The 21401-nt window shown below is 40.0% G+C and carries 17 protein-coding genes; 10 read left to right on the top strand and 7 right to left on the bottom strand.

Going from position 1 to position 21401, the window contains the following annotated elements; genetic code table 11:
- The first annotated feature begins 262 nt into the window (after positions 1-262).
- Positions 263-1324 (top strand): fatty acid desaturase family protein, encoded by a 1062-nt coding sequence (locus tag DC487_RS03215; protein ID WP_116774491.1) that lies wholly within the window; start codon positions 263-265, stop codon positions 1322-1324.
- A 226-nt stretch (positions 1325-1550) separates the two neighbouring features.
- Here the strand turns inward: DC487_RS03215 and DC487_RS03210 are convergent, their stop codons facing one another.
- On the bottom strand, positions 1551-1742 hold the full coding sequence (locus DC487_RS03210) for a cold-shock protein (RefSeq protein WP_066754255.1): 192 nt from the start codon (positions 1740-1742) through the stop codon (positions 1551-1553).
- A 420-nt stretch (positions 1743-2162) separates the two neighbouring features.
- Between DC487_RS03210 and DC487_RS03205 the strand changes: the two genes are divergently transcribed.
- Complete coding sequence (locus DC487_RS03205) at positions 2163-2366, top strand: hypothetical protein (RefSeq protein WP_116774490.1); 204 nt, start codon at positions 2163-2165, stop codon at positions 2364-2366.
- A gap of 36 nt (positions 2367-2402) precedes the next feature.
- Here the strand turns inward: DC487_RS03205 and DC487_RS03200 are convergent, their stop codons facing one another.
- Together DC487_RS03200 and DC487_RS03195 are read right to left on the bottom strand one after the other, a co-directional pair.
- Positions 2403-2762 (bottom strand): response regulator, encoded by a 360-nt coding sequence (locus DC487_RS03200; RefSeq protein ID WP_116774489.1) that lies wholly within the window; start codon positions 2760-2762, stop codon positions 2403-2405.
- A gap of 1 nt (position 2763) precedes the next feature.
- Positions 2764-6045: a CheR family methyltransferase gene (locus DC487_RS03195; protein WP_116774488.1), complete on the bottom strand. Its 3282-nt coding sequence runs from the start codon at positions 6043-6045 to the stop codon at positions 2764-2766.
- Between the two features lie 822 nt (positions 6046-6867).
- Here DC487_RS03195 and DC487_RS03185 point away from each other — a divergent pair.
- The 4 genes from DC487_RS03185 (at position 6868) to DC487_RS03165 (ending at position 10068) form a co-directional block, all read left to right on the top strand.
- The gene (locus DC487_RS03185; RefSeq protein ID WP_116774486.1) at positions 6868-7059 is read left to right on the top strand and encodes a hypothetical protein; all 192 of its coding nucleotides are present in this window, start codon (positions 6868-6870) and stop codon (positions 7057-7059) included.
- 368 nt (positions 7060-7427) lie between these two features.
- Positions 7428-7952: a hypothetical protein gene (locus DC487_RS03180; RefSeq protein WP_116774485.1), complete on the top strand. Its 525-nt coding sequence runs from the start codon at positions 7428-7430 to the stop codon at positions 7950-7952.
- Positions 7953-8233: 281 nt separating this feature from the next.
- Positions 8234-8701, top strand: coding sequence for a hypothetical protein (locus DC487_RS03170; RefSeq protein ID WP_116774484.1), 468 nt, complete (start codon positions 8234-8236; stop codon positions 8699-8701).
- 242 nt (positions 8702-8943) lie between these two features.
- Complete coding sequence (locus DC487_RS03165; RefSeq protein WP_116774483.1) at positions 8944-10068, top strand: acyltransferase family protein; 1125 nt, start codon at positions 8944-8946, stop codon at positions 10066-10068.
- A gap of 5 nt (positions 10069-10073) precedes the next feature.
- Here the strand turns inward: DC487_RS03165 and DC487_RS03160 are convergent, their stop codons facing one another.
- Positions 10074-11192: an acyltransferase family protein gene (locus tag DC487_RS03160; protein ID WP_116774482.1), complete on the bottom strand. Its 1119-nt coding sequence runs from the start codon at positions 11190-11192 to the stop codon at positions 10074-10076.
- A 107-nt stretch (positions 11193-11299) separates the two neighbouring features.
- On the opposite strand from DC487_RS03160, the gene DC487_RS03155 reads away from it, so the two are divergent.
- Together DC487_RS03155 and DC487_RS03150 are read left to right on the top strand one after the other, a co-directional pair.
- A complete protein-coding gene (locus DC487_RS03155) occupies positions 11300-11632 on the top strand; it encodes a PadR family transcriptional regulator (RefSeq protein WP_116774481.1) in 333 nt (110 codons plus the stop codon).
- A 6-nt stretch (positions 11633-11638) separates the two neighbouring features.
- Positions 11639-12244: a DUF1700 domain-containing protein gene (locus tag DC487_RS03150; protein WP_116774480.1), complete on the top strand. Its 606-nt coding sequence runs from the start codon at positions 11639-11641 to the stop codon at positions 12242-12244.
- 22 nt (positions 12245-12266) lie between these two features.
- On the opposite strand, the gene DC487_RS03145 is transcribed toward DC487_RS03150, so the two are convergent.
- The 3 genes from DC487_RS03145 to DC487_RS03135 all read right to left on the bottom strand — a co-directional run bounded on the left by DC487_RS03145 (position 12267) and on the right by DC487_RS03135 (position 16280).
- A complete protein-coding gene (locus tag DC487_RS03145; protein ID WP_116774479.1) occupies positions 12267-13436 on the bottom strand; it encodes a PepSY-associated TM helix domain-containing protein in 1170 nt (389 codons plus the stop codon).
- Between the two features lie 118 nt (positions 13437-13554).
- Entirely contained in the window at positions 13555-14616 is a 1062-nt protein-coding gene (locus tag DC487_RS03140) for a sialidase family protein (RefSeq protein WP_239016309.1), read from the bottom strand.
- A 191-nt stretch (positions 14617-14807) separates the two neighbouring features.
- A complete protein-coding gene (locus tag DC487_RS03135; RefSeq protein ID WP_116774477.1) occupies positions 14808-16280 on the bottom strand; it encodes a TlpA family protein disulfide reductase in 1473 nt (490 codons plus the stop codon).
- A 195-nt stretch (positions 16281-16475) separates the two neighbouring features.
- Between DC487_RS03135 and DC487_RS03130 the strand changes: the two genes are divergently transcribed.
- A complete protein-coding gene (locus DC487_RS03130) occupies positions 16476-19724 on the top strand; it encodes a SusC/RagA family TonB-linked outer membrane protein (protein WP_116774476.1) in 3249 nt (1082 codons plus the stop codon).
- Positions 19725-19750: 26 nt separating this feature from the next.
- Entirely contained in the window at positions 19751-21271 is a 1521-nt protein-coding gene (locus tag DC487_RS03125) for a RagB/SusD family nutrient uptake outer membrane protein (protein WP_116774475.1), read from the top strand.
- The last annotated feature ends 130 nt before the right edge of the window (positions 21272-21401 follow it).

The following is a 21401-nucleotide window of genomic DNA, read 5'->3' as shown; positions in this document are numbered from 1 at the left end:
TGGAAACAACGCTATCTTTCGATGAGTCAAGCATCTGTAGAATGTTAAGAATACGTTATTTATACGGAATGATGCTACTACTGGAACTTAATGTCAGAATAAAGAGCTACATTTACGATGTAAAAAAATGTTTGCATCGCCTAATTTATGGCCGTGCTAATAAATACTGTCTATTATTTCGCAGCTTATCTAAATATCTACCTATCAGACTCTCGATCTTGCATCGTCATGATCATTGCCGCGAAATTTTGCAAAACATCACATGAAAAAATCAACAAAATTCAACAATAAAGACACGTCCTTCTCGAAGATCTTAAAAAGCAGGGTCAATGAATACTTTAAAAATTCTGCTAAAAGAACAACTGGCGGCTCTAAAATGTACCAAAAGACCATCATACTGATCAGCTCGGCGGTGATTTTGTACAGCATATTGGTCTTTGTAACACCTTTTTGGCTAATTTCTATCCCCTTGTGTATCTTATTGGGGATCAATTTTGCAGCTATTGGATTTAATATTATGCATGATGCGGGGCACAATAGCTTATCAAGCAATAAAAATGTAAATACATTGCTTTCTTATTCCTTGAATGCTCTAGGTGGTAATATCTACCTCTGGAAACTCAAACACAATATAGCGCATCATACCTATACCAATATCGAAGGAGAAGATCATGATATCGAGATCAAGTTCATGCGCATTCACGATTCCCAAGAGCCCAAAAGTCATCACCGATATCAGCATGTGTACTTTCCGGTACTTTATGCTATTTCGTACCTAGCGTGGATCTTTTTCCAAGATTATGAAAAATACTTTAGACGTCGATTAGGCAAACATTCGGCCTTATTTAATATGCCGAATAAAGAAAAATGGATTTTTTGGATTAGTAAAGTATTGCACTTTCAATTATTCATAACCATTCCGATATTGGTTGTAGGTTGGTTGCCCGCTTTAGTCGGACTTCTGATAGCAGGTTTTGCTTGTGGTATCTGTCTTGCTACCGTTTTTCAATTGGCACATGTGGTTTCAGAAACTGAATTTACAGCGAGCGAACCTGGTCTGATGGAGGATGAATGGACGGTACACCAATTAAGCACCACCGCAAACTTTGCTACACGCAACAAGGTGCTTACTTGGTTACTTGGCGGATTAAACTTCCAAGTAGAACATCATTTGTTCCCTAAAATAAGCCATATTCATTACCCTGAAATCAATAAGATCGTGAAAAATGTCTGCGAAGAGTTTAGGGTGAACTATATCGAATTTGCGTCACTTGGACAGGCGTGGAAATCGCATACCAGCGTAATTAAAAGCATGTCTAGATAAACATAAACAAGTTGTTCGCAGCTTCTCGTACTCTTTACGAAGCCAATCGCTAACAAGTTCTATTTATACGTACATACAAAAGGCGCAGGCATCTATATGATCCCTGCGCCTTTTGTATGTGTGGTATAGCTTCAAATTGTCAGCAAGGTTTTATACAGAAATAATTGGCCATAAAAAAACCGCCTTGCATAGCAAAGCGGTTTCTACAATATATGCAAAAATTAACTTATATCAACTTAACATTTACTGCGTTTGGTCCTTTACGACCTTGTTCAACTTCAAAAGACACATGATCGTGCTCACGGATATCTTGAGTCAATCCTGAAACATGAACAAAAACTTCTTGACCACCGTCATTTGGAGTTATAAATCCGAAACCCTTGGTCTCGTTGAAAAATTTTACTATGCCTTCTTGCATTGCTTTTTTGGTATAAAATATTATTAATGTTGTAAATGTACACAAAATTTATCGGCTATAGGTACAAAATCTATAAGCAAATCTAAATGATTCATATTCTGCAGTTGTTAACAAAATCTTTCACTAATTATAATGTACTGATCCTCTCTCCTACGCGATAATTAATAACTGAAGCACATGACACTACCGTTTTATTTTTTTAGAATTAATTCATCACTCCTACTTACCTTTTGTAACTTTTAATAATCTGCAATTAATAGTGCTCGTCTATACATGCTGCAATACTGAACATTAAAAAAATATCGAACCTACAGAATAAATACTCGATATGAGCCTTGGCAAAACAATACAATAGTGTTATTCCTTTTCAAGAGTAAGGAAAATGTTTGCACGGAGATATAAAACCTAATTTAATTTATTATGGCAACAAAAGTTGAAACGAAAAACACTGGATTAAAGAAAGACAAAAAGGATGAAACCTATCAAGAATTGACATCGGTGGTAAAAAAGAATAAAGAGAACAAGCAAGATAAGGATGCAGAAGCTGGAGTCGATGCGAAGGAAAAACAAATAAACGATATGCCCAACGATCCAGAAGCTAGAATCCCTCAAAAAAAAGAGTAAGATATAGTAAAAGCTCTGCGAAAGAACAGCAATAGATTACGGACGGCTAAATCGTTTGACGATGGCAATTAAATCTTCCATTTCAAACGGTTTAGCCAAGTAACTATCTGCACCGGCACTAGCGGCAATTTCTGCAATATCTTTATTTGCAGACATGAGTACAATCGGCACATGTTGAGTATGTGGCTGATCTTTTAATGCTCGACAAATTACGCGACCATCCGCACCAGACATCCAAATATCCAATAAAATCAAATCCGGCAAACCATCAGACCCCAGACTAGCAACTTGCTCAGGCTCAATTAGCTGATGTACTTCGTATCCTTCCCCTTCCAATATAATACTGACTACATCTAAAATTCCTTCATTATCATCTATAACCAATATTTTTTTCATACTATTTCTTTAGAGGAAGTGTAATAGTGAATAAAGACCCTTTTCCTTCTGTACTACTTACCGTGAGATCACCATGGTGTCTGCTCATAATCTTTGACGAAATGAATAATCCCAAACCTAATCCAGCAAAAGTATTTTGCAAAAATCCATCTGCACGAAAGAATTGATCAAACACGTTTTGTTGATTTTTGTTAGATATACCAATGCCAAAATCTCGAACCATTAATTTGACCTGGTTCTTTTCCAATAATGTCTCTACCAAAACCTCATCCGAATTCGGGGAGTACTTTATGGCATTTGACAGCAAATTGGTAATTACCTGCCCTATGCGATTACGATCACCAGATATTTCTACCGACGTATCTAACTTGACCTTGATCTGATGTTTTCTAGATGTTTGCTGCATTTCTTCAGTCACTTCGGAGACCAAAGAATTAAAATCAAAGAGGTCAATGTTATATTCGAGCTGCCCAGCTGTTACTTTCGTAGCATCCAGCAGATCTCCAATTAGCGCGGTCAATTTATTAATCTGATTATCCATCTTGGCCAAGAAGGCCTCGGCTTCTTTATTGCCTTCCTTTTGAAACCTCCTATGCAGGGCTTGCGTATAACCCTTTATACTGGTTACAGGGGTTTTCAATTCGTGCGAGGCCATACTGATAAAATCATTTTTTTGTCTTTCCAATTTCACCTTCTCTGCGATCTGCTTTTGGAGTTCTTCTGAAAACACTTTTTGTTGCAACAGATCGTTCTTACGTTCCGTAATATCGTCTAATGCTAATAAAATCAATTGTTCACCATTCGCCTTCTTGACTGGATGTATGTTAAATTTAACCACGCGTTCCCCTAAAGTAGGGAAGATAAAACTGATCTCTTTTTCGATAATTTGCTCATCATTTTGCTGAATTCGGGTGAATTCTTTGGCCAGACCCGGAATATTCCAACCGCCATTCTGCAACTGATAAAAGCTCTTTCCAACAGCTTGATCTTGCGTAATCCTAAATGTTTTACAAAAGGCATTGTTTACACTTTGAATAATGAGATCACTATTCAACATGATAAGCGGCTCATGCAATACAGCAATAGTTGCCTCCGCCAATTTGCGGCTAATATTTAGCTCTTCATTACTTTCAAACAGTTCCTGATTGACCGTAAGCAACTCCTCATTAGTACTTTGAAGTTCTTCCTTACTGGTTTCAAGTTCTTCGTTGAGGCTTTGCAATTCTTCACTACCACTCAACAGCTCTTCGTTAGAACTTTGCAATTCTTCTTTGGCAATTTCCTGAGCTTCGGTAATGTTACGCATATCTTCACGTATTTGCGTAAGTTCTCTTTCTAACTGTAGAATCCTTTCCTGTTCTGCTGTTTTTATTGATTTTGATGACAACTTACGATGTGGTCGTATTGCCAATTCTTCTTTAAAAAGCACTAAAAAGTACGGATCGAAGGTATTAAGCAATGGAATCACCTCAATGCCGACCAGCATTTCGCCACCATTAATGGATACACTGGATTTGGAAAATGATTCACTGGATGATTTTGCCCTGTGTAGGGCATTCCGTAATTCAAAGGAAAGCCCATCCTTAGCCATTTTCATGAGATTGAAAGTTGCCTTACCTGAAGGTGGTTCTAAAAATTTACTCGTTACACCACGAAATTGTACAATATCAAACTGCTCGTTTACAATCACTCCTGGAGGCGCATACTTGGCTAACACAATTTCATCTGCACTTCTTTGATAATCTTCTGTTTTTACTTCTTTACCACGAAGCGTCATATTTTCTTCCTCAACGGCCGTTTGCTTACCCCCACCCATTATAGTGATGTACCTACCGACTCCAGGTTTTCTTGTATAAAATTTACTTTTACGTTGTAATGGATTGAAAAATTCAGATGCCGATCCCGTAGTCTCTGAATTGCCAAGCCACAAAATTCCTTTATCGCGCAAAGCGTAATGGAAGATTGCTATAGTCTTTTTTTGTAAGAATGGTTTAAAATAAATCATCACATTCCGGCAGGAAATCAAATCCATTTTTGCGAAAGGCGGGTCTTTTAAAAAGTTGTGTACAGCAAAGACGCACATATCTCTGATCGTCTTTGAAACAACGTAGTGATCTTTATTCTTATCAAAATACTTGGACAATCTAGCCGCACTGACGCCTTCCAATTCTTTTTTATGATAAATACCACTTCGCGCTATCTTGATGGATTTATCGGAAATGTCTGTTGCAAAAATATGAATACGTTGCTGATGCAATTGTTGTCCAAAAAACTCATGCAAAGCAATAGCGATAGAATAGGGCTCTTGACCTGTAGAACAGCCTGCTACCCAAATTCGAATAGGTTCTCCATTTTTTTTACCTTCAAGAATGAGCGGTACAATTTTCTTGATTAACAACTCAAAGCAATAGGGATCCCTGAAAAAAGCTGTTACCGAAATTAGTAAGTCGTAAAATAACAAATCCTGTTCTACCGGGTGAGCTTCGATGTGGGCTAGATAAGCCGATATATCAGCTATTTTCAACATCAACATCCGACGAACAATACGCCGACGAACAGTAGTCTGCTTATATAAACTAAAATCGGCCTCCTTGCGCTGATGCATCAGCTCCATAATCTTTCGATAAGTGGACTCTTCATCGACAGATTCAGATATAGGTTCATTGGCAGACCAGCCTTGTCGCAACATGGCAAAATAATCGGTTAACTTTTTACCGATTTGTTCAGGAGGCAGAACAAAGTCTACAATATCTGCATCAATCGCATGACCAGGCATGGCCGTGAAACCGGCAGAGTTATCTTGGGCAATGGTCAAACCACCCTGTTCTCTGATTGCTCGCATTCCAGCAGTACCATCTATCCCCATGCCCGATAGTAAAACAGCAGCCGAACTAGCTTCATAAGCAGACGCCATTGAAGTAAATAATGCATCAACGGCCTTATTCGATTTTTCTTTGGTGGGCCTTGGATTGAGTTTAAGCAAACCGTTAGCAACGGTCACTATCTTACCGGGTGGTATGACATATATATGATCGCGCTCAATATGCAAATGCTCAGTGATTGATACCACTGGTATATTCGTGATCTTTTGCAACAAATCAGGCAATAGGCTATTTTTCTCTGGATAGAGATGTTGAACAACGATAAATGCCATACCCGAATACGCTGGTATAGCAGACAGCATGTTTTTGATAGCTTCCAGTCCACCGGCAGATGCACCCACTCCGATCACAGGAAACTGGTTATTTATTTCGGACAGCTTGTTATTATTCTTCATTCCCATAGATCGCAGACTTGCTATGGCAAACTCTGCGATAGCAATATAAGCATTCTTAACACACAAACCATGCTAACTTTCTAAATGAGGGCTTATATCTAATTAGAATTATACACCACCTATCCCCAAGTTTCGGAGATAATTATTACAATCAATGTAGGGCAAGATTTAGTATGATAATACAAATAACTAGCAATTAGTGTTTTATCACGATAACGTTTTCCGAGTTATGTGAAATAGTTTTAATATCCTATTGATAAATTTTAGGATTGATTTTTCGCAACTAAATTGTTGTAGCATTTTTAGGTCACAATAGTCATTATTCCGTGAATTAAGATAAATGTTACAAAACAATTGAAATAGTAGACCGTCTACGATTTTTTTTTTAAAGACACTGCTCCCAGTAGACTTAAAATCAAAAAAACGAGCAAACAATACTCCCATGCAGATACCTCCATGAATACAAACTACATAATAGCAACATGCCACATGAATTGATGACATGACATAAATGAATCAAATAATGCATTTCGATTATGATGATGTCGATATTAACTACATACTACGATTAAAAAAATTGGATAACAACAAGCCAACAAACCTGAAAAGAAAAATTAATAATTAACAAACAAACAACTCTCGCTTAAAATTACACTTGAAGCCATCAAGCATACACTGCTTTAATTACGTAGCGCTTACGCTACAAAAGAAAATTACATATTATCACGCATGCACCAACTTTATTAATTTTACCTCATAATTCAGAGTTTAATCTTACACTTAATCAACACGCATCAAATCGATTGTTATTATTAAATTTAAAGAATAATGAAAAAACAAGCTGGAAAAATCGTAACGTTATTAAAGTATTATTCGTCTCCAGAAATAATCGTGGAGCATGTTTGTTTGGAACATAGCGTAGCCGCAGGATCTGCTATAGTGACCCCATTAAATAGTCAATCTCAAATAAGACAAGAATGGGAGACCGCACCGGATGTGGTTGGTAATCAAGCATGGTAATAGATTACGCTTTGTATACCAAATCCACGACATATTCTTATTGATAAGGTAGCATGTGCATTTTGCATGCGTACTTTTTTACAATTAGAATATGTTTACCATCGATTCTCTTAACATACACTTATGATCAATCGGCAACTCATCCCGCTTTTTTAGTTCTATTTTTATTTATATCTAGTATCCGTTCGCACAACACATCACTCGCAGAAGCTTTATTTTTCACCTAAAATTAAGCTATACGTTATCTTAAACCAACTGCTCTAATTCAGAGATCAACACTATTTTCAGTATAATTGCGCATCTTTATTTAGAAGAATCTCTTGTAATGCACACTGAGCATTTCTTCTGTAAGAAGGCACGACATACCCATGGAGCAACCAATTTTATTTGAAGAAAGTACAAAACCCTATAAGGGCATCATCTTGCTGTTGATGATTTCCTATCTTCTGCTTATATATGGTGTAGTGCGGCAAGTGCTGTACGGTATACCATTAGGAAACAAACCCCTGACCGACGTGCATTTGATCATTTTTACTATTTGCTTAGGTATTTCTATATTTTTATTTAGCAGGATGCGCACCACCTTAAAGATCACCGAAGAAGGATTTTACCTAAGAACTATACCCTTGATTTCTGGTGATTTAAACCGGTGGCATCGTTTAAAGGAAATTAGAATAGAAAAGTACAGCCCGATCCAAGAGCATTTAGGTTTTGGATTTCGCGACATGAATTCGCAAACCTCCTATCTCGCTGGAGGACAACCGGGAGTAAAACTGGAATTTCGCAATGGAGATAAGGTACTTCTGGCAGCTCGAGATCAAGAAAAACTGATCAGTATTCTGAACAAATTGAAACTCATCGTTCCTGATTATGACCAACACGCAGTGAATTAACCTATTAAAAAGAATACTTGTGCTGTAAAGACGTGTGTTGTAATTTACACACAAAAAAACGAGGTCATAAAGAGGTAAATCATTGCTCAACACCAACTAAAACTCCATAAATAACATAGTAGAAATGCGCAAACTTACTCTTTTCATTGCTTCCAGTCTGGATGGATATATCGCTAAACCAAACGACTACCTCAGCTTTTTCTAATATATAGAAAAAGAAGGCGAAGATTATGGCTACTAAACATTATTTTCACTTAATTTTACACGCATTAATCATTGTTATGAAATACGCATTTAACCTCCCAGAATTTCCCGATGCTCAGTTGGAATTTGAATCATCTATTTGGACGGGAAAATCTACTTTATGGTTCGATGGCATGCCATATCAAAGATCTCTGGATGAAGGAAAACCGTTCATCATCCCTATTTCAGGAGGAGAAATCATCAGATTGTATCCAAAACCTGCTTATCCAGATCTGATTCCATTAATCGAAGTTCATGGTGTTCAGCACAGGATTGCCGCTAAATTACCTTGGTACGAGTACACCGTAGCTTTATTGCCCCTTTTGATTATCTTTTTAGGTGGAGGCGTGATCGGTGGTGCCATTAGTGGAGGCGCTGCTTTTTATAATTTGCAAATTCTAAGGACAGAAGATTCTAATTTGGCCAAATACATTAAATTAATAAGTGTGACCTTCCTGACATTTATACTATATGAATTGGTAGTGCACTTATATTATCAAATATAACGCAGCACTATACGTATTAATTTGCTACTAAATCGCCGTAATAGCTGAGTTGATTAAAAAAAAGACAGATACGATAAATCTATAAAACTTCCATTTAGAATATGATCAAGCTTGGCTAACGTGCATAAGATTATCAAAATCAAAAGCTTTTGATACTATTTGGATGATTTTCCAAGTTTCATTTGTTTAGTTTTACGTCTTGATGCAGATCAACAGTTGATCTCCGACCGTAACCACCTATAATGAATACACTACTTAACGATAACCAATCAGCAAAACCGCATTATCTAATCTTGGATGGTTTGCGGGGCGTGGCTGCTATCATTGTTGTTCTGTTTCATCTGGCTGAAGCGATCGCCACAGGACCTATGGACATTTTGGTCAATCACGGCTATCTAGCTGTTGATTTCTTCTTCTTACTTTCTGGCTTTGTGATTGGCTACGCCTACGACGATCGTTGGCGTAAAATGACCTTCGGCAATTTTATGTACCGTCGCATCGAACGGCTACAGCCGATGGTTGTACTCGGCATGACATTGGGCGCCATTACCTTTTACTGCACGGATTCTACGATATGGCCATTGATTCACGACGTACCGATTTGGAAAATGCTGCTGGTACTTGTAATCGGTTACACCATATTACCTGTGCCGCTTTCTTTAGATATCCGTGGATGGCAAGAAATGCATCCACTAAATAGTGTAGGTTGGTCTTTGTTCTTCGAATACATCGCTAATATTTTGTATGCGTTAGGTATTCGTAAACTTTCGAATAAAGCTTTAGGTATTTTAGTATTCCTTTCGGCTGTGGCGTTGGTACACTTAGCGATAAGTCGTGGAGATGTTGTCGGCGGTTGGACGCTAAACGTCGAACACATGTATATCGGCTTTACTCGCGTGATGTACCCTTTCTTTGCGGGTTTATTATTGTCGCGTATTACCAAACCAACTCGCATTAAACATGCTTTACTGTGGTGCAGCCTGTTGATTGCTATCCTATTATTCATGCCTCGTATCGGAGGCACAGATCATGTGTGGATGAATGGTTTGTACGAATCGCTGTGCATCATCCTGCTTTTTCCTTTGATCGTTTATCTTGGAGCGAGTGGTATGATCCATTCAACATTTGAGCAAAAGGTTTGCAAATTTTTAGGAGATATCTCCTACCCACTTTACCTCGTACATTTCCCTATATTATACGTATATATTGCTTGGTTAAGCGATCATGAAGGGAAAACGCTAAGCGACGTCTGGCCAATCTCATTATTGATTCTTGTTGGAAGCATCGCATTATCCTATGCTGCGCTCAAATGGTATGACGAGCCTGTACGCAAATGGTTAAGAAGGAAGTTTAATGCCGTAAAATAAGGAAGCTACGATGACTCTCTAGCGTTGGACATTGCATTCTTTTTCAAAATACACTTGCTAAAATATCGTCTAATTGGTTCATCTAAGAACCGCAAGACCAAGTAAGCCAAAAATACGAGTAAGAGCATTCCTACAGAAATAATAATAGCCATATCGCTATGAGAAGGATTTTCTTGTTCTACATAACTCATAAAGATCCAGATAAAAGGATAGTGTATCACATATAAAGGATAGGAAATATCACCTAGCCAAGCACAAGCTCTTTTCACGAATGGCGATAGTACTTGCTGACCAGCACTTAGGGCTATCAAAAAAGGAAAATAGAAAATTACCAAAATCGGATCTATAAGCGGACTGATGATTTCGGAGTATGGAATGAAAAATACCGCAGCTAATGCTGCCGCCAACATCCAAAAAGGTACTTGTTGACGAAACAAAGCATGGGTACGAAATAGCAAAATACCCGCTGTAAATGAAAACGAAAGACGAATGCCACCAGCCCAAAAATTGTCGCCACCAAATCCTACCGCCAAATAACCCGAGCGATATGACTCCCAGCAAAGTAAACCAGCAGAGAGGGTCACGATAAGCCATAAAATTCGCTTACTTGCCTTAGCTAGGTAGATCGCATAAACAAAACCAGCAATGTACTCCCAAAAAAGCGACCAGGTCGGCGGATTAAGGTGAAAAAGATTATTATACCGCTGTGGCACGATCGGATAAGGAATCAAAAAACAGGCGCTCAAGAAAAGTAAAACAACTTGCCAGCTGCTAAAGGATGTGATCAAATCACTAAATGGATCAAATATAAAAGCAAAAAGTCCGATCACAGCTCCGATCAACACAAGTGGTTGTAGCCTAATCAAACGCCTTTTAATAAAATTCCATTTTCCAATTTTGGACAAACGACCATCATAAGCGTAGGCCAGCACAAACCCCGACAAACAAAAGAAGAAATCTACCGCAAGATAGCTGTGCGGAATAAAGCTATCGCGATAATCGGGAGCGGCAATTTCCATAAAATGAAATAGCACCACGCCCAATGCGGCAATACCTCTCAAACCATCGAGTACCTCAAAGTGCCGTTTCGGGTTAGCTATAGGATTAAATACTATGTTATTCATGGGTTATGCATTATCGAGGTGAAGATACTGCGAACAGCGGAATTTGACGAAAATAAAAAAGAAAACAAACACATAGTTATACAATGTATTTTACATAGCTTTGTATTATGGATAAAGATTTTGTCTTGAAATGGTCATCTCAGTTAAAGAAAGGCACGCTTTCGTTTATCATTTTAAAAATCCTAAACCAAGGCAAGGATTTTTATGGTTACGATTTAATCAATGAGCTTAAAAACAGGACATCGATTCAGATCGCAGAGGGTACCTTGTATCCATTGATGAACAGATTGAAGTCGGAGGACTTGGTGGTATCCAATTGGGTAGAACAGTCTTCTGGCATTCCGCGAAAGTATTACAGCATTACGTCCGAAGGTAAAAAAGTGGTAGCCGAGATGTCTATTTACTGGAGTAATCTAAACCATATTATTCACTCAATATAAAATCGTATGAACTTTACCGAAGTACCATTTACAGATCCTAATGCGGCTAGAATCTACCGAGACTACATGAACAGAGTGCGGCGGATTGCTAGAAAATTGGATCGTGCCACTCAGCAAGAGATCGTAATGGAAATCAATAGCCATATCTATGAGTCATTTCAAGGAGAATCAAATTATGCAGCTCATGAAACTGAAAAACTATTGGATACGTTGGAGCATCTCGGACAACCAGAATTGTTCTTAAAACCACTGATCGCAGACAAGGCGATGGATCAGGCAACACACACCTTCAACCCTATCAAAGTGGTACGTGCTCTAATACTAAATTTGACAAACGGTATTTCTTATTTCCTGTTTGCTCTCTGTTACTTGCTTTTGTTCAGCTTTTTGATCGCCATTATCTTAAAAGAAATATTCCCAACCGAGATAGGTATTTATTCCAATTACAAAAACATTTTTGTAATTGGTAGCGTTGAGGATCAATATCAAGACCTCAAACTAGCCGATGAGTATTTTATGCCTATCATGCTAGTATTGTCTGCAGTAGTGTACCTGATCATTACATTCTTATTAAAGATTAAGCGATCGCTTAACAGAAGGCGCACAGCCTAATCTTAATTAGAATTAAGGCGGATTATTTTCTCTTATTCAACCACACCAAGAATCCGGTAATAGGCAAACTAGCACAAATTAAGCTGATCAAAAGAGCCAAAACCTTACCCGGAAATCCGCCGACTGAACCAACGTGAATATCGTAATTGAGCATCGTCAAGCGATCTGCAAATTTAGATTCACTGTATTTGCTTCCCTCCTGTTCTAGAGGTTGCAAGGTGTAACGATCATAGAAAAAAGCACTTTGATTATAAAAAGAACTAACATCATTGTAGACCAATATTTCGTACGAATCATCATCGTCTGCCAAATGCGGCGTCATGTACATCCCTCCGAAGTGATCCACCTGTTTCATCGTCTCGTACCAAGCGCTATCTAATGGAGAAATAGCCGCTGTCCAATCGCGGTCTTTGTTCGCCAGATCAGAATGCGGATGATGATGCTCAGGCTTATGTTCGCCGCCAGAGGCGATGTAATACACCGCTTGATCAAACCAAGCGAAACTATACACCAGTCCGGTAACGCCTAACGCCAGAGCAAACAATAAACTATAAAAACCCAATACGTTGTGCAGATCGTAGTTGACACGCTTGAATCGGGCTTTCCATTTGATTTTAAAACTCTGTTCTCGCGTGGCACGGGTCCAGCGTTTGGGCCACCACATCACCAAACCAGTGATGAGCAACACAATAAATACCAAAGTAGCCACGCCTACAATCGGACGACCAATCTCGTACGGAAGCCATAGTGCCCGATGTCCGTCAATGACAAATTGAAAAAAATCAAACTTGTCGCCACCTACCGTTTGTTGTTTTCTTACAAATTCGCCAGTATAGGGATTTAGAAAAATGACATGAAAAGTTCTTTTACCGTTTTCATTTCCAAAATAACCGACTGCAGCAGCTCCGGTTTCGTCACTGTAGGTTAATCCACTAGCTTGTTTGCCAGGCATATACTTGGCAGCAGTATCCAACAATATACTTGGCCGAACAAAGCCTTCCGGTTTCACTTCGACAAAGCGCCATGGTTCCAACGCGTCTTTGATCTCTCGCTGAAAAGCGTAAAAACATCCCGTGATACTAACTATGAATACAATGATGCCTGATGCTAGTCCCAACCATAAGTGCAGCCAGTCATTGATTTGCCTCAGTAGTGTTTTTCCTTTTTTTGTTCTCTTCTCCCTCGTATACATAAGAATTCCGACGTTTCACCTCAAAAACATCGGAATTTACTGAAAATAACCAAACTTAAGTAATATGAAATACTTGTGTTGGTTGCTGCAGAAAATGCAAATGAATCTCACTTCTCCGTTACTGGATTTCTAATGCGAAATGTCGGATATTTTTGCGGTTGTGCGTGTAGGAGACATGAATCAAGCCATCGGAGGTTTGCATGATCGTCGGATAGCTAAACTCGCCCTTTTCTTCATCTTCAAAGGTGAAAATATCATGCCACGACTGACCGTTTTTAGAGCAGGCCAATCGCAGTTTGGTACGACCTTCCCACCAATCTTTGCCCGGTATGTCGGGATTATACACGATGAATAACAGATCTTTCACCCGGATCACATCCGTTCCGGAGTTGGGGTTGACGAGGTTGGTTCGCTGCATGGTTGACCATGTGCGTCCTTGATCTCGAGATGTAGCCGTGGTAACCACACCTTCTTTACTTCGACAGAAAACTTGCAGCTTTCCATCTTCGTACTCCACCACGCTAGGCTGAATTGTATTCAGGTCGGAGGGATGGTCGATGGGGTATAATTTCCATGTTTTCTGCTGATCGGAACTAATCTCCACATGCGACAGCCAGCGTTCTTCGCTTAGCTCCGTACTCGATGGCGATATGATCGCACCACTGGTTAATTGTAACGGTCTATTTTTGATTGGTCCAAGAATTCCATCTGGAAGTCGGCGTGGTACACTCCACGTATTTCCGCCATCATCGGATGTTTTTACCATGCCCCACCATTCGCGTGGATTGGGACCTACTTTATAATATAAATAAATTTTTTGTTCATTTTTTGCGCGAAATAATACTGGATTCCAGCAAGGATAATGCGATGTATCATTCACCTTACCATCTGCCCATACTGTCGGATCTTCCCACTTGCCATTTACCTGTCGCGTACCATAGATCGCGACGTCTTTATTCCCCTCATGACTACCGCCAAACCAACTTGATAGCAAAATACCCTCTTTGGTTTCTTCCAAGGTGGAAGCATGGCATTGATCGAAGAAGCGCTTTTCTTCGAAAAGAAATTCGTCTTTTAATTTCAACACACTCGGTGCAATGGTATCTTGACTTAAGGTCTGGCCAAAAGTGGGCAAAATCATCAAGAAAAATGAAATAATATGAAGCAATAAGAATCTCATGAGTGATGGATGTTATTCAGACAGTGATGTATCAACTAATTTATTGTATATCCCTTGCAGCTGTGCGAGGCGAAGCTACAAAGTAAGCAATATGTACAATAAATTCTAGTAGAAAAAACACATTACATGCTAGCAAATAAATTTCATCTTCTGAATCGTTTGGTGTAAAGGAGCTAGTAGTAACTACTCATCTATTGTGCGATTTCAGGGTTGTTCCCAGCTAGCAATGCATCTAAATAGGCGATGACGTTAGATGAAGATGGTCTTATTCCATCGTTATCGACAATCATCCCATCACCATTCAAGATCACAGTATGTGGAATAGCGGATATTTGAAAGAAATCGTTAAATCTATCGTCTGCGTCTTCCAATAAAAGCCAATCCATCTCCTGATCGGCAATGATTTTTTTTCTCGCTGCTTGTTTATCATTACTAGAAGCAACACTGACAAAGATGATATCTTTGTTGCCATGATAATGCTCCTTTAACTTCTTCAGGTAAGGAATCTCGCCCCGACACGGCCCACACCAACTGGCCCATGCTTCTAGAAAAATCACTTTCCCTTTAATGTCTTTGAGATTCACCGGTTCGCCAGTCCACTCATCACGCAAGATAATGTCGGCCGTCAAGATTTTGCCCGGAGCGATTTCGCCAATAGAAGTGGCCGTCTTGAAAGATGTTTGCTCAATATCTTGTCGATACAGTTCATTATGGATGAGTCTGGCGCCTTCATTGAGTTGTTGAAGCGCTGCAAATGTACGAGCCCTAAGCACCTTTTTACTAAGATTTTGATACAATATTTCATCCCGCACCTTGCCTGAGAACACTTCGTTCATGATATGAATATCTGCGAGCGGATGTCCACGATATCGCTCAACAACAGATGTTGGATATGCAAATACATCCTCAGACACCAAAAAATTCATAGCATCGAGCCATACATGAAAGCCTCGAGCACGTAGATTTTTGGGATTGTCGATTTGTTTCCAAAAATCAGCAAAACCGAATTCAGGTAGCGCTGCCATGATCTGCGACCTACTCAATTCATTATTAGGTGCATAACTAGCCACAAATTGCCAAAGATTATAATAGGAAATATCGGTAACCAACACTGATTTCCACTCGTGTATATATGCTAAATCTGGATGAATCTGATCTAAACTATCCAGCTCAGCCTTTATATTCTTTCTTGCTTGGTTGAGCGACGCCATATATGCGTCATATGGAAGTTTGATATCAGACCACGTATAATTGCGAGGCAGCATTTGATAAAGCAAATTATTAATCTCCTTACCCTCGCCACGCATGCGCAATTCTTTTCTATCAATCTGACGTGTAGCGGTATCGACTTTAGCTTCTAAAAACAGTTGATATTGTGGAGCCATACATATATTAATGGACTCACCACGTTGTTGCAAACTATCTTCATACACGAATAATTGTATCTGAGTGGGCACATCAATCCATCTAGATAGATCGACCTCAAAAGTACCTTGGGGTGAAACCGGTATAGTAATAGGATCTATTTGAAAAGGTGGTTTTACCGTGATCTTCATTCTTGAATGATCTCCTGAATGCTGAATATGGCCTGCCAATGTGGTCGGATTTTGTGCATAGAGCGACAATTGCCATGAGCAGAGAAAAAGTAAAAAGAGGTACTTCATTAGGTATCTGTCGATTAGTAGAACATTCTAAAGATAAAGATAAAAATCAACATCTACCCACCTTGTTCACATAAATAAGAAAATATATAATTATTGGGTTAGTAAAACGTTTTAGTTACAATATTTTAAATCATCCTTAACAATTTCGAAACAAGAGAACACGAAGTTTGCAGCACACTATCAAACGCTAAAAAAATGTATTCAAAACCATCCAGATTACTCTGGCTGTTACTCTCACTCAGCGCTACTTCATTATCTACAGAAGCTCATTCGTTGACGAGAAGCAACCTATTCCATCGTGTGGACAATCAACAACAACTTCGGGGAAAGGTTGTAGACTCACAGAGCAACCCAATTGCAGGTGCTACGGTCATGAACAATCGTACAGAGCAGCAAGTACAAACCAGTAATGACGGAACCTTTGCCCTCGCTGGACGCGCAGGCGACCAACTTTCTGTCCGTTTTATCGGCTACAACAATGCTGAACTTCGTGTGACCTCCGCTTCGGATATCACCATCACCATGGAACCTCAGTCGCAGGCTATCGAAGAGGTGATGGTCTCCATTGGTTATCAAAAAGTCCGTAAATCTGATTTGACAGGAGCTATTTCTAATGTAAAAGCAGAAGAAATGAACTTGACCGCACCAAAATTGTCACAGGCTTTAGTCGGCAAAGTTGCTGGTGTACAAGTGATGCAAACATCAGGTGCGCCGTATGATGGTACTAAAATCCGCGTCCGCGGTATGGGTTCGATCAATGCCGGTTCAGATCCTTTGTATGTGATTGACGGTTATCCTGCTGGAAATAACTTAAGCATTAACCCTAATGATATTGAAACAATCGACGTACTCAAAGATGCAGCATCCGCTGCGATCTACGGTTCGCGTGCCGCCGGTGGCGTGGTTTTGATCACCACCAAACGTGGTAAAGAAGGCAAAAGCAATGTAGATTACGAAGTATTAGGTGGTTTTGGTCAATTGTCTAAAAAAATTGATTTGTTGAACGCGGAGCAGTTTATCGACCTATTAATTGACGGACGCAATAATGCATACAAAGATTTGGTCGTAAATCGTGGTTTGACTTGGACAGATGCTATGCGCATGGATCCCAATGCAACTCGTGTAGGCCGCGTGGGAAATGCTGGTTCGGTTTCTATTCCAGAAGAATATTATGACTTCGCTACCGGAACAGCGAAACAATCGCAATACGACACCGATTGGCAAGATGCTTTATACAGAAATGCGCCATTTCAACGCCACCATTTGTCTGCCTACGGCGGCAACGACAAAACGCGTTATATGATGAGTGGATCGTATCAAGATCAGCAAGGTATTATGCTAGGCACAGATCAGCAAACGTTCAACTTCCGTACGAATGTAGATGCGAAAGTAAGCGATCGATTGACCGTAGGAGCAAATGTGTCTTTCACGTACAACGATAACAATGAAGTGACCACAGGTCGTTACGATCAAAGCCCGTCCATGGCCGCCTTGATCTACTTGCCTACTTTACCAGTTTACAATCCAGATGGCTCGTATGCACAATTCTTGATGGGTGATCTATCGGCCAACAACTTCGGTATCCAAAACCCCGAAAATCCATTGGCTTATGTTACACAAATCAAAAATAATCGTCGTGGAAAACGGGGTCTATACAATGCTTTTGCAGACTTCGAGATCATGACGGGATTAAATCTTAAAGTGAATGGTGGCCTATCGACCTACGATGAGAAATATGATTATTTCAGACCAACAAGTATCTCGAATGGCAACAATCCACCATTTTCAGATCAAGCTCGGACGGCAGCTTATGCAGATGCGCGCACTCTGGGCGAAATCGACAAATTGGTAGAAACAACGTTAAACTACAATAAGACTTTTGCTGAAAAGCACAACCTAAATGCCCTTTTGGGATATTCGGCGCAGCGTACCGATATCGATTTTATCTCGCTACGTGCTAACGGCTTTCAAAACGATAAGATTGGCGAAATCACCGATAAAGGAGCCGATCCATCCAACTTTCAGCTAAGAGATGCTTACAAACGCGTTATTTCATTGCAATCATACTTCAGCCGTGTGATGTACAATTACGATTCGAAATACATGTTAGCGGCTTCATTCCGTACCGACGGATCGTCACGCTTTGGACCAAACACCAAATGGGGCACATTCCCTTCGCTATCTGCCGGATGGACTTTATCCAATGAAGACTTCTACGATGCATGGTTAGGTCAAGGATCATCCGTAAAAATGAGAGCAAGCTGGGGTCTGAGTGGTAACAACAATATTCCAGATTATCGCTCACTCACTACGTATGCTTCTCCTGATGGAGTGATTATCGGCGGAAATGTAGCAACTGGATATTATCCGGGAGATCTTAACGATCCGAACCTAGGATGGGAAACGACGTCTCAATACAATGCCGGAGTGGATTTTGGTTTATTTAACGGACGAGTAAACTTGATGACTAACTTCTACCTGAGTCGCTCGTTTGACTTGTTGTTCAACCAACCGATCACCGCGATCACAGGTTCGACATCCATCTTGACCAACTTGCCAAATAGTAAGGTGCAAAACAAAGGCTTTGATGTACAGCTCGACGCCACGCTGATTCGCCGTGGTGATTTTGAATTAGGATTTAGTGGTAACATTAATGTGAACCGCAACAAAGTCCTTGACTTAGGGGGGGCTTCCACGATCATGACTAATGGTGCAGAACGCTCCTACATTACCCACATCACACAAGAAGGAAGTCCAATCGGTATGTTCTACGGATTTAAGGTATTGGGTATTGCGACTGAAGAGAACTACCACGACCTAGCGCAATCTGCCGGATCTACTAATCCATTGCAACCGGGAGATTTGTACTTCGAAGATGTAGATGGCAATGGCGTGGTCAATGATTTGGACAAGCGTGTGATCGGTAATCCGCATCCGAATTTCACGTATGGTTTCGCATTCAACGCCAGTTACAAACGTTTTGACATTCGCGCTTCATTCAACGGGTCGCAAGGCAATATGGTATTAGATGGTTATGATTATTACCTATACAATATGGAGGGCTCTGGCAATCAATATGCCGATGTAGCTCAACGTTACAGATCCGAACAGGATCCCGGCAATGGATCGGTGTACCGTGCTTCTCGTGCTGGAACACAAAGTAATAGCACGCGTTTATCAGACTTTTATCTACAAGATGGTTCATTCCTACGCATGACCAACATCTTATTGGGATATAGCTTGCCACAAAGCATGGCTAATAAATTAAAAATCGGTGGTGTTCGGGTGTACGCTAGTGTGGAGAATCCATTCACCATCAGCAAATACAAAGGATACAATCCAGAGCCAGATTACAACCAGCGTGGTAACTTGACACCGGGCGTAGATTATGGCTTGTACCCACTAGTAAGAGGTTACAATTTAGGTTTGAAAGTAACCTTCTAACGTTTATTTCATCAACAGATATAATCATGAAAAAAAGATATATAATACCCTTCCTATTGTTGAGCTTAGGATCTTGTAAACAAGATTTCCTGAATCAAGAAGATCCGAATGCCGTTACAGTAGAAAATTATTTTAGAACAGAGAATGATGTTCGGCTTGCGGTAAATGGGATTTACCAAGCCCTGCGATCGGGAAACAATCTCGGCGAAGGCAGTGCCCTGTTTAGTGAGGAGCGCTCGGACAATACAGGCCGAGATGACAATCAATCAAATGCAGGCGAGCCATTTCAGTTCAATGATTTCTCCATCTTACCGAGCAACTCGTATTTGAAATCACATTGGGCGAATATGTATGATGGCATCTCGCGTAGCAACACCCTGTTGTCGCGTATTGATCAAGTAACATTTGAAACTGAAGCAATGAAGGGCCGTTACATGGCCGAAGCTAAATTTTTGCGTGCACTCATGTACTTCCATATGGTACGCAAATTTGGCGATTTGCCGTTGTCTACTGTAGAAATCACCACGAAGCAACAAGCTAGCGAATTAGCTTTCAGACAGCCAGAATCGGTAATCTACACGCAGATCGTAAAAGACTTGACAGAAGCCTTAGATAGCAATCTGCCGAATACACAATGGGAATATGCGGTTGGCAGAACGTCAAAGGCAGCCATTAATGCAATCTTAGGACAAGTTTATCTGACCATGGGTGCTACGATGACCGAAAATAAACAAGCTAATTTGGAAAAAGCGGAGCAACATCTGACCACAGCCTATGGCATGCGTACCTTTGGTAAATTGACGGAGATTCCTTACGAGCAAGTGTTTGATGTCAATCAAAAAATGACTTGTAAAGAGTTGATTTTCCAGATCCAATACTTGCAGGGTGATCAGATTTATAGCTCATCCATTGCTCGCAATAATCAAGCACGTGGCGAAACCATCAATTCTCGATTTCCATCGACAGGCTTAGGTGGTAATGTGAAGATGGATCTAGTCAAAGATTATGAAGCCGCCGATACGCGCAAAGATTTTTCGATCAGATTTGCTAGCAGTCCACAAGTGAACGATTGGTTTATTACGAAGTACCGCGATAATAGCGATGCTGCAGGTTCTCAAGGTTGGGGTGGCAATGATTTTATTTTAATTCGCTATGCTGACGTAATGCTATTATTGGCTGAAACTAAAATGCACTTAGGCAAAGATGCTGAAGCTATCGCTTTGTTGGACGAGGTGCGTGAGAGAGCAGGCTTACCATCTTACGCAATTTCTAGCGCAGATGCCAACTACAGCAGCAAATACCCAACTTTGAAAGAGGCTATCTTGCATGAACGTCGGGTGGAATTGGCTTTTGAAAATCACCGTTGGTACGATTTGATTCGCAATTACAATGCAGAAGAATTAGTGACCTACTTCCGTAGCAAGAGCCAAGCAGATTACGGAAATGCACAGATCTCAAATATCAGCACAAAAGATCGTTACTATCCTATTCCATTTGACGAGTATCAGTTAGATCCAACCCGAATGTATCAGAATCAGGGATATTAATACTTCAAGATATTTACAAGAATAATACCGCCGTTGCAGCCTCCTTCGATTTCTAAATCGAAGGAGGCTTTTTTTCACTATTTTATAAAATGACCTAGCCAACAATGTGAACACAGATATACATTAAACT

The sequence above is a fragment of the Sphingobacterium corticibacter genome (genome assembly GCF_003076635.1).
In the GTDB taxonomy this organism is placed as follows: Bacteria; Bacteroidota; Bacteroidia; order Sphingobacteriales; family Sphingobacteriaceae; genus Sphingobacterium; species Sphingobacterium corticibacter.
Note: the sequence above shows the minus strand (reverse complement) of the source record. Positions and strands in the feature narration are given on the sequence as shown.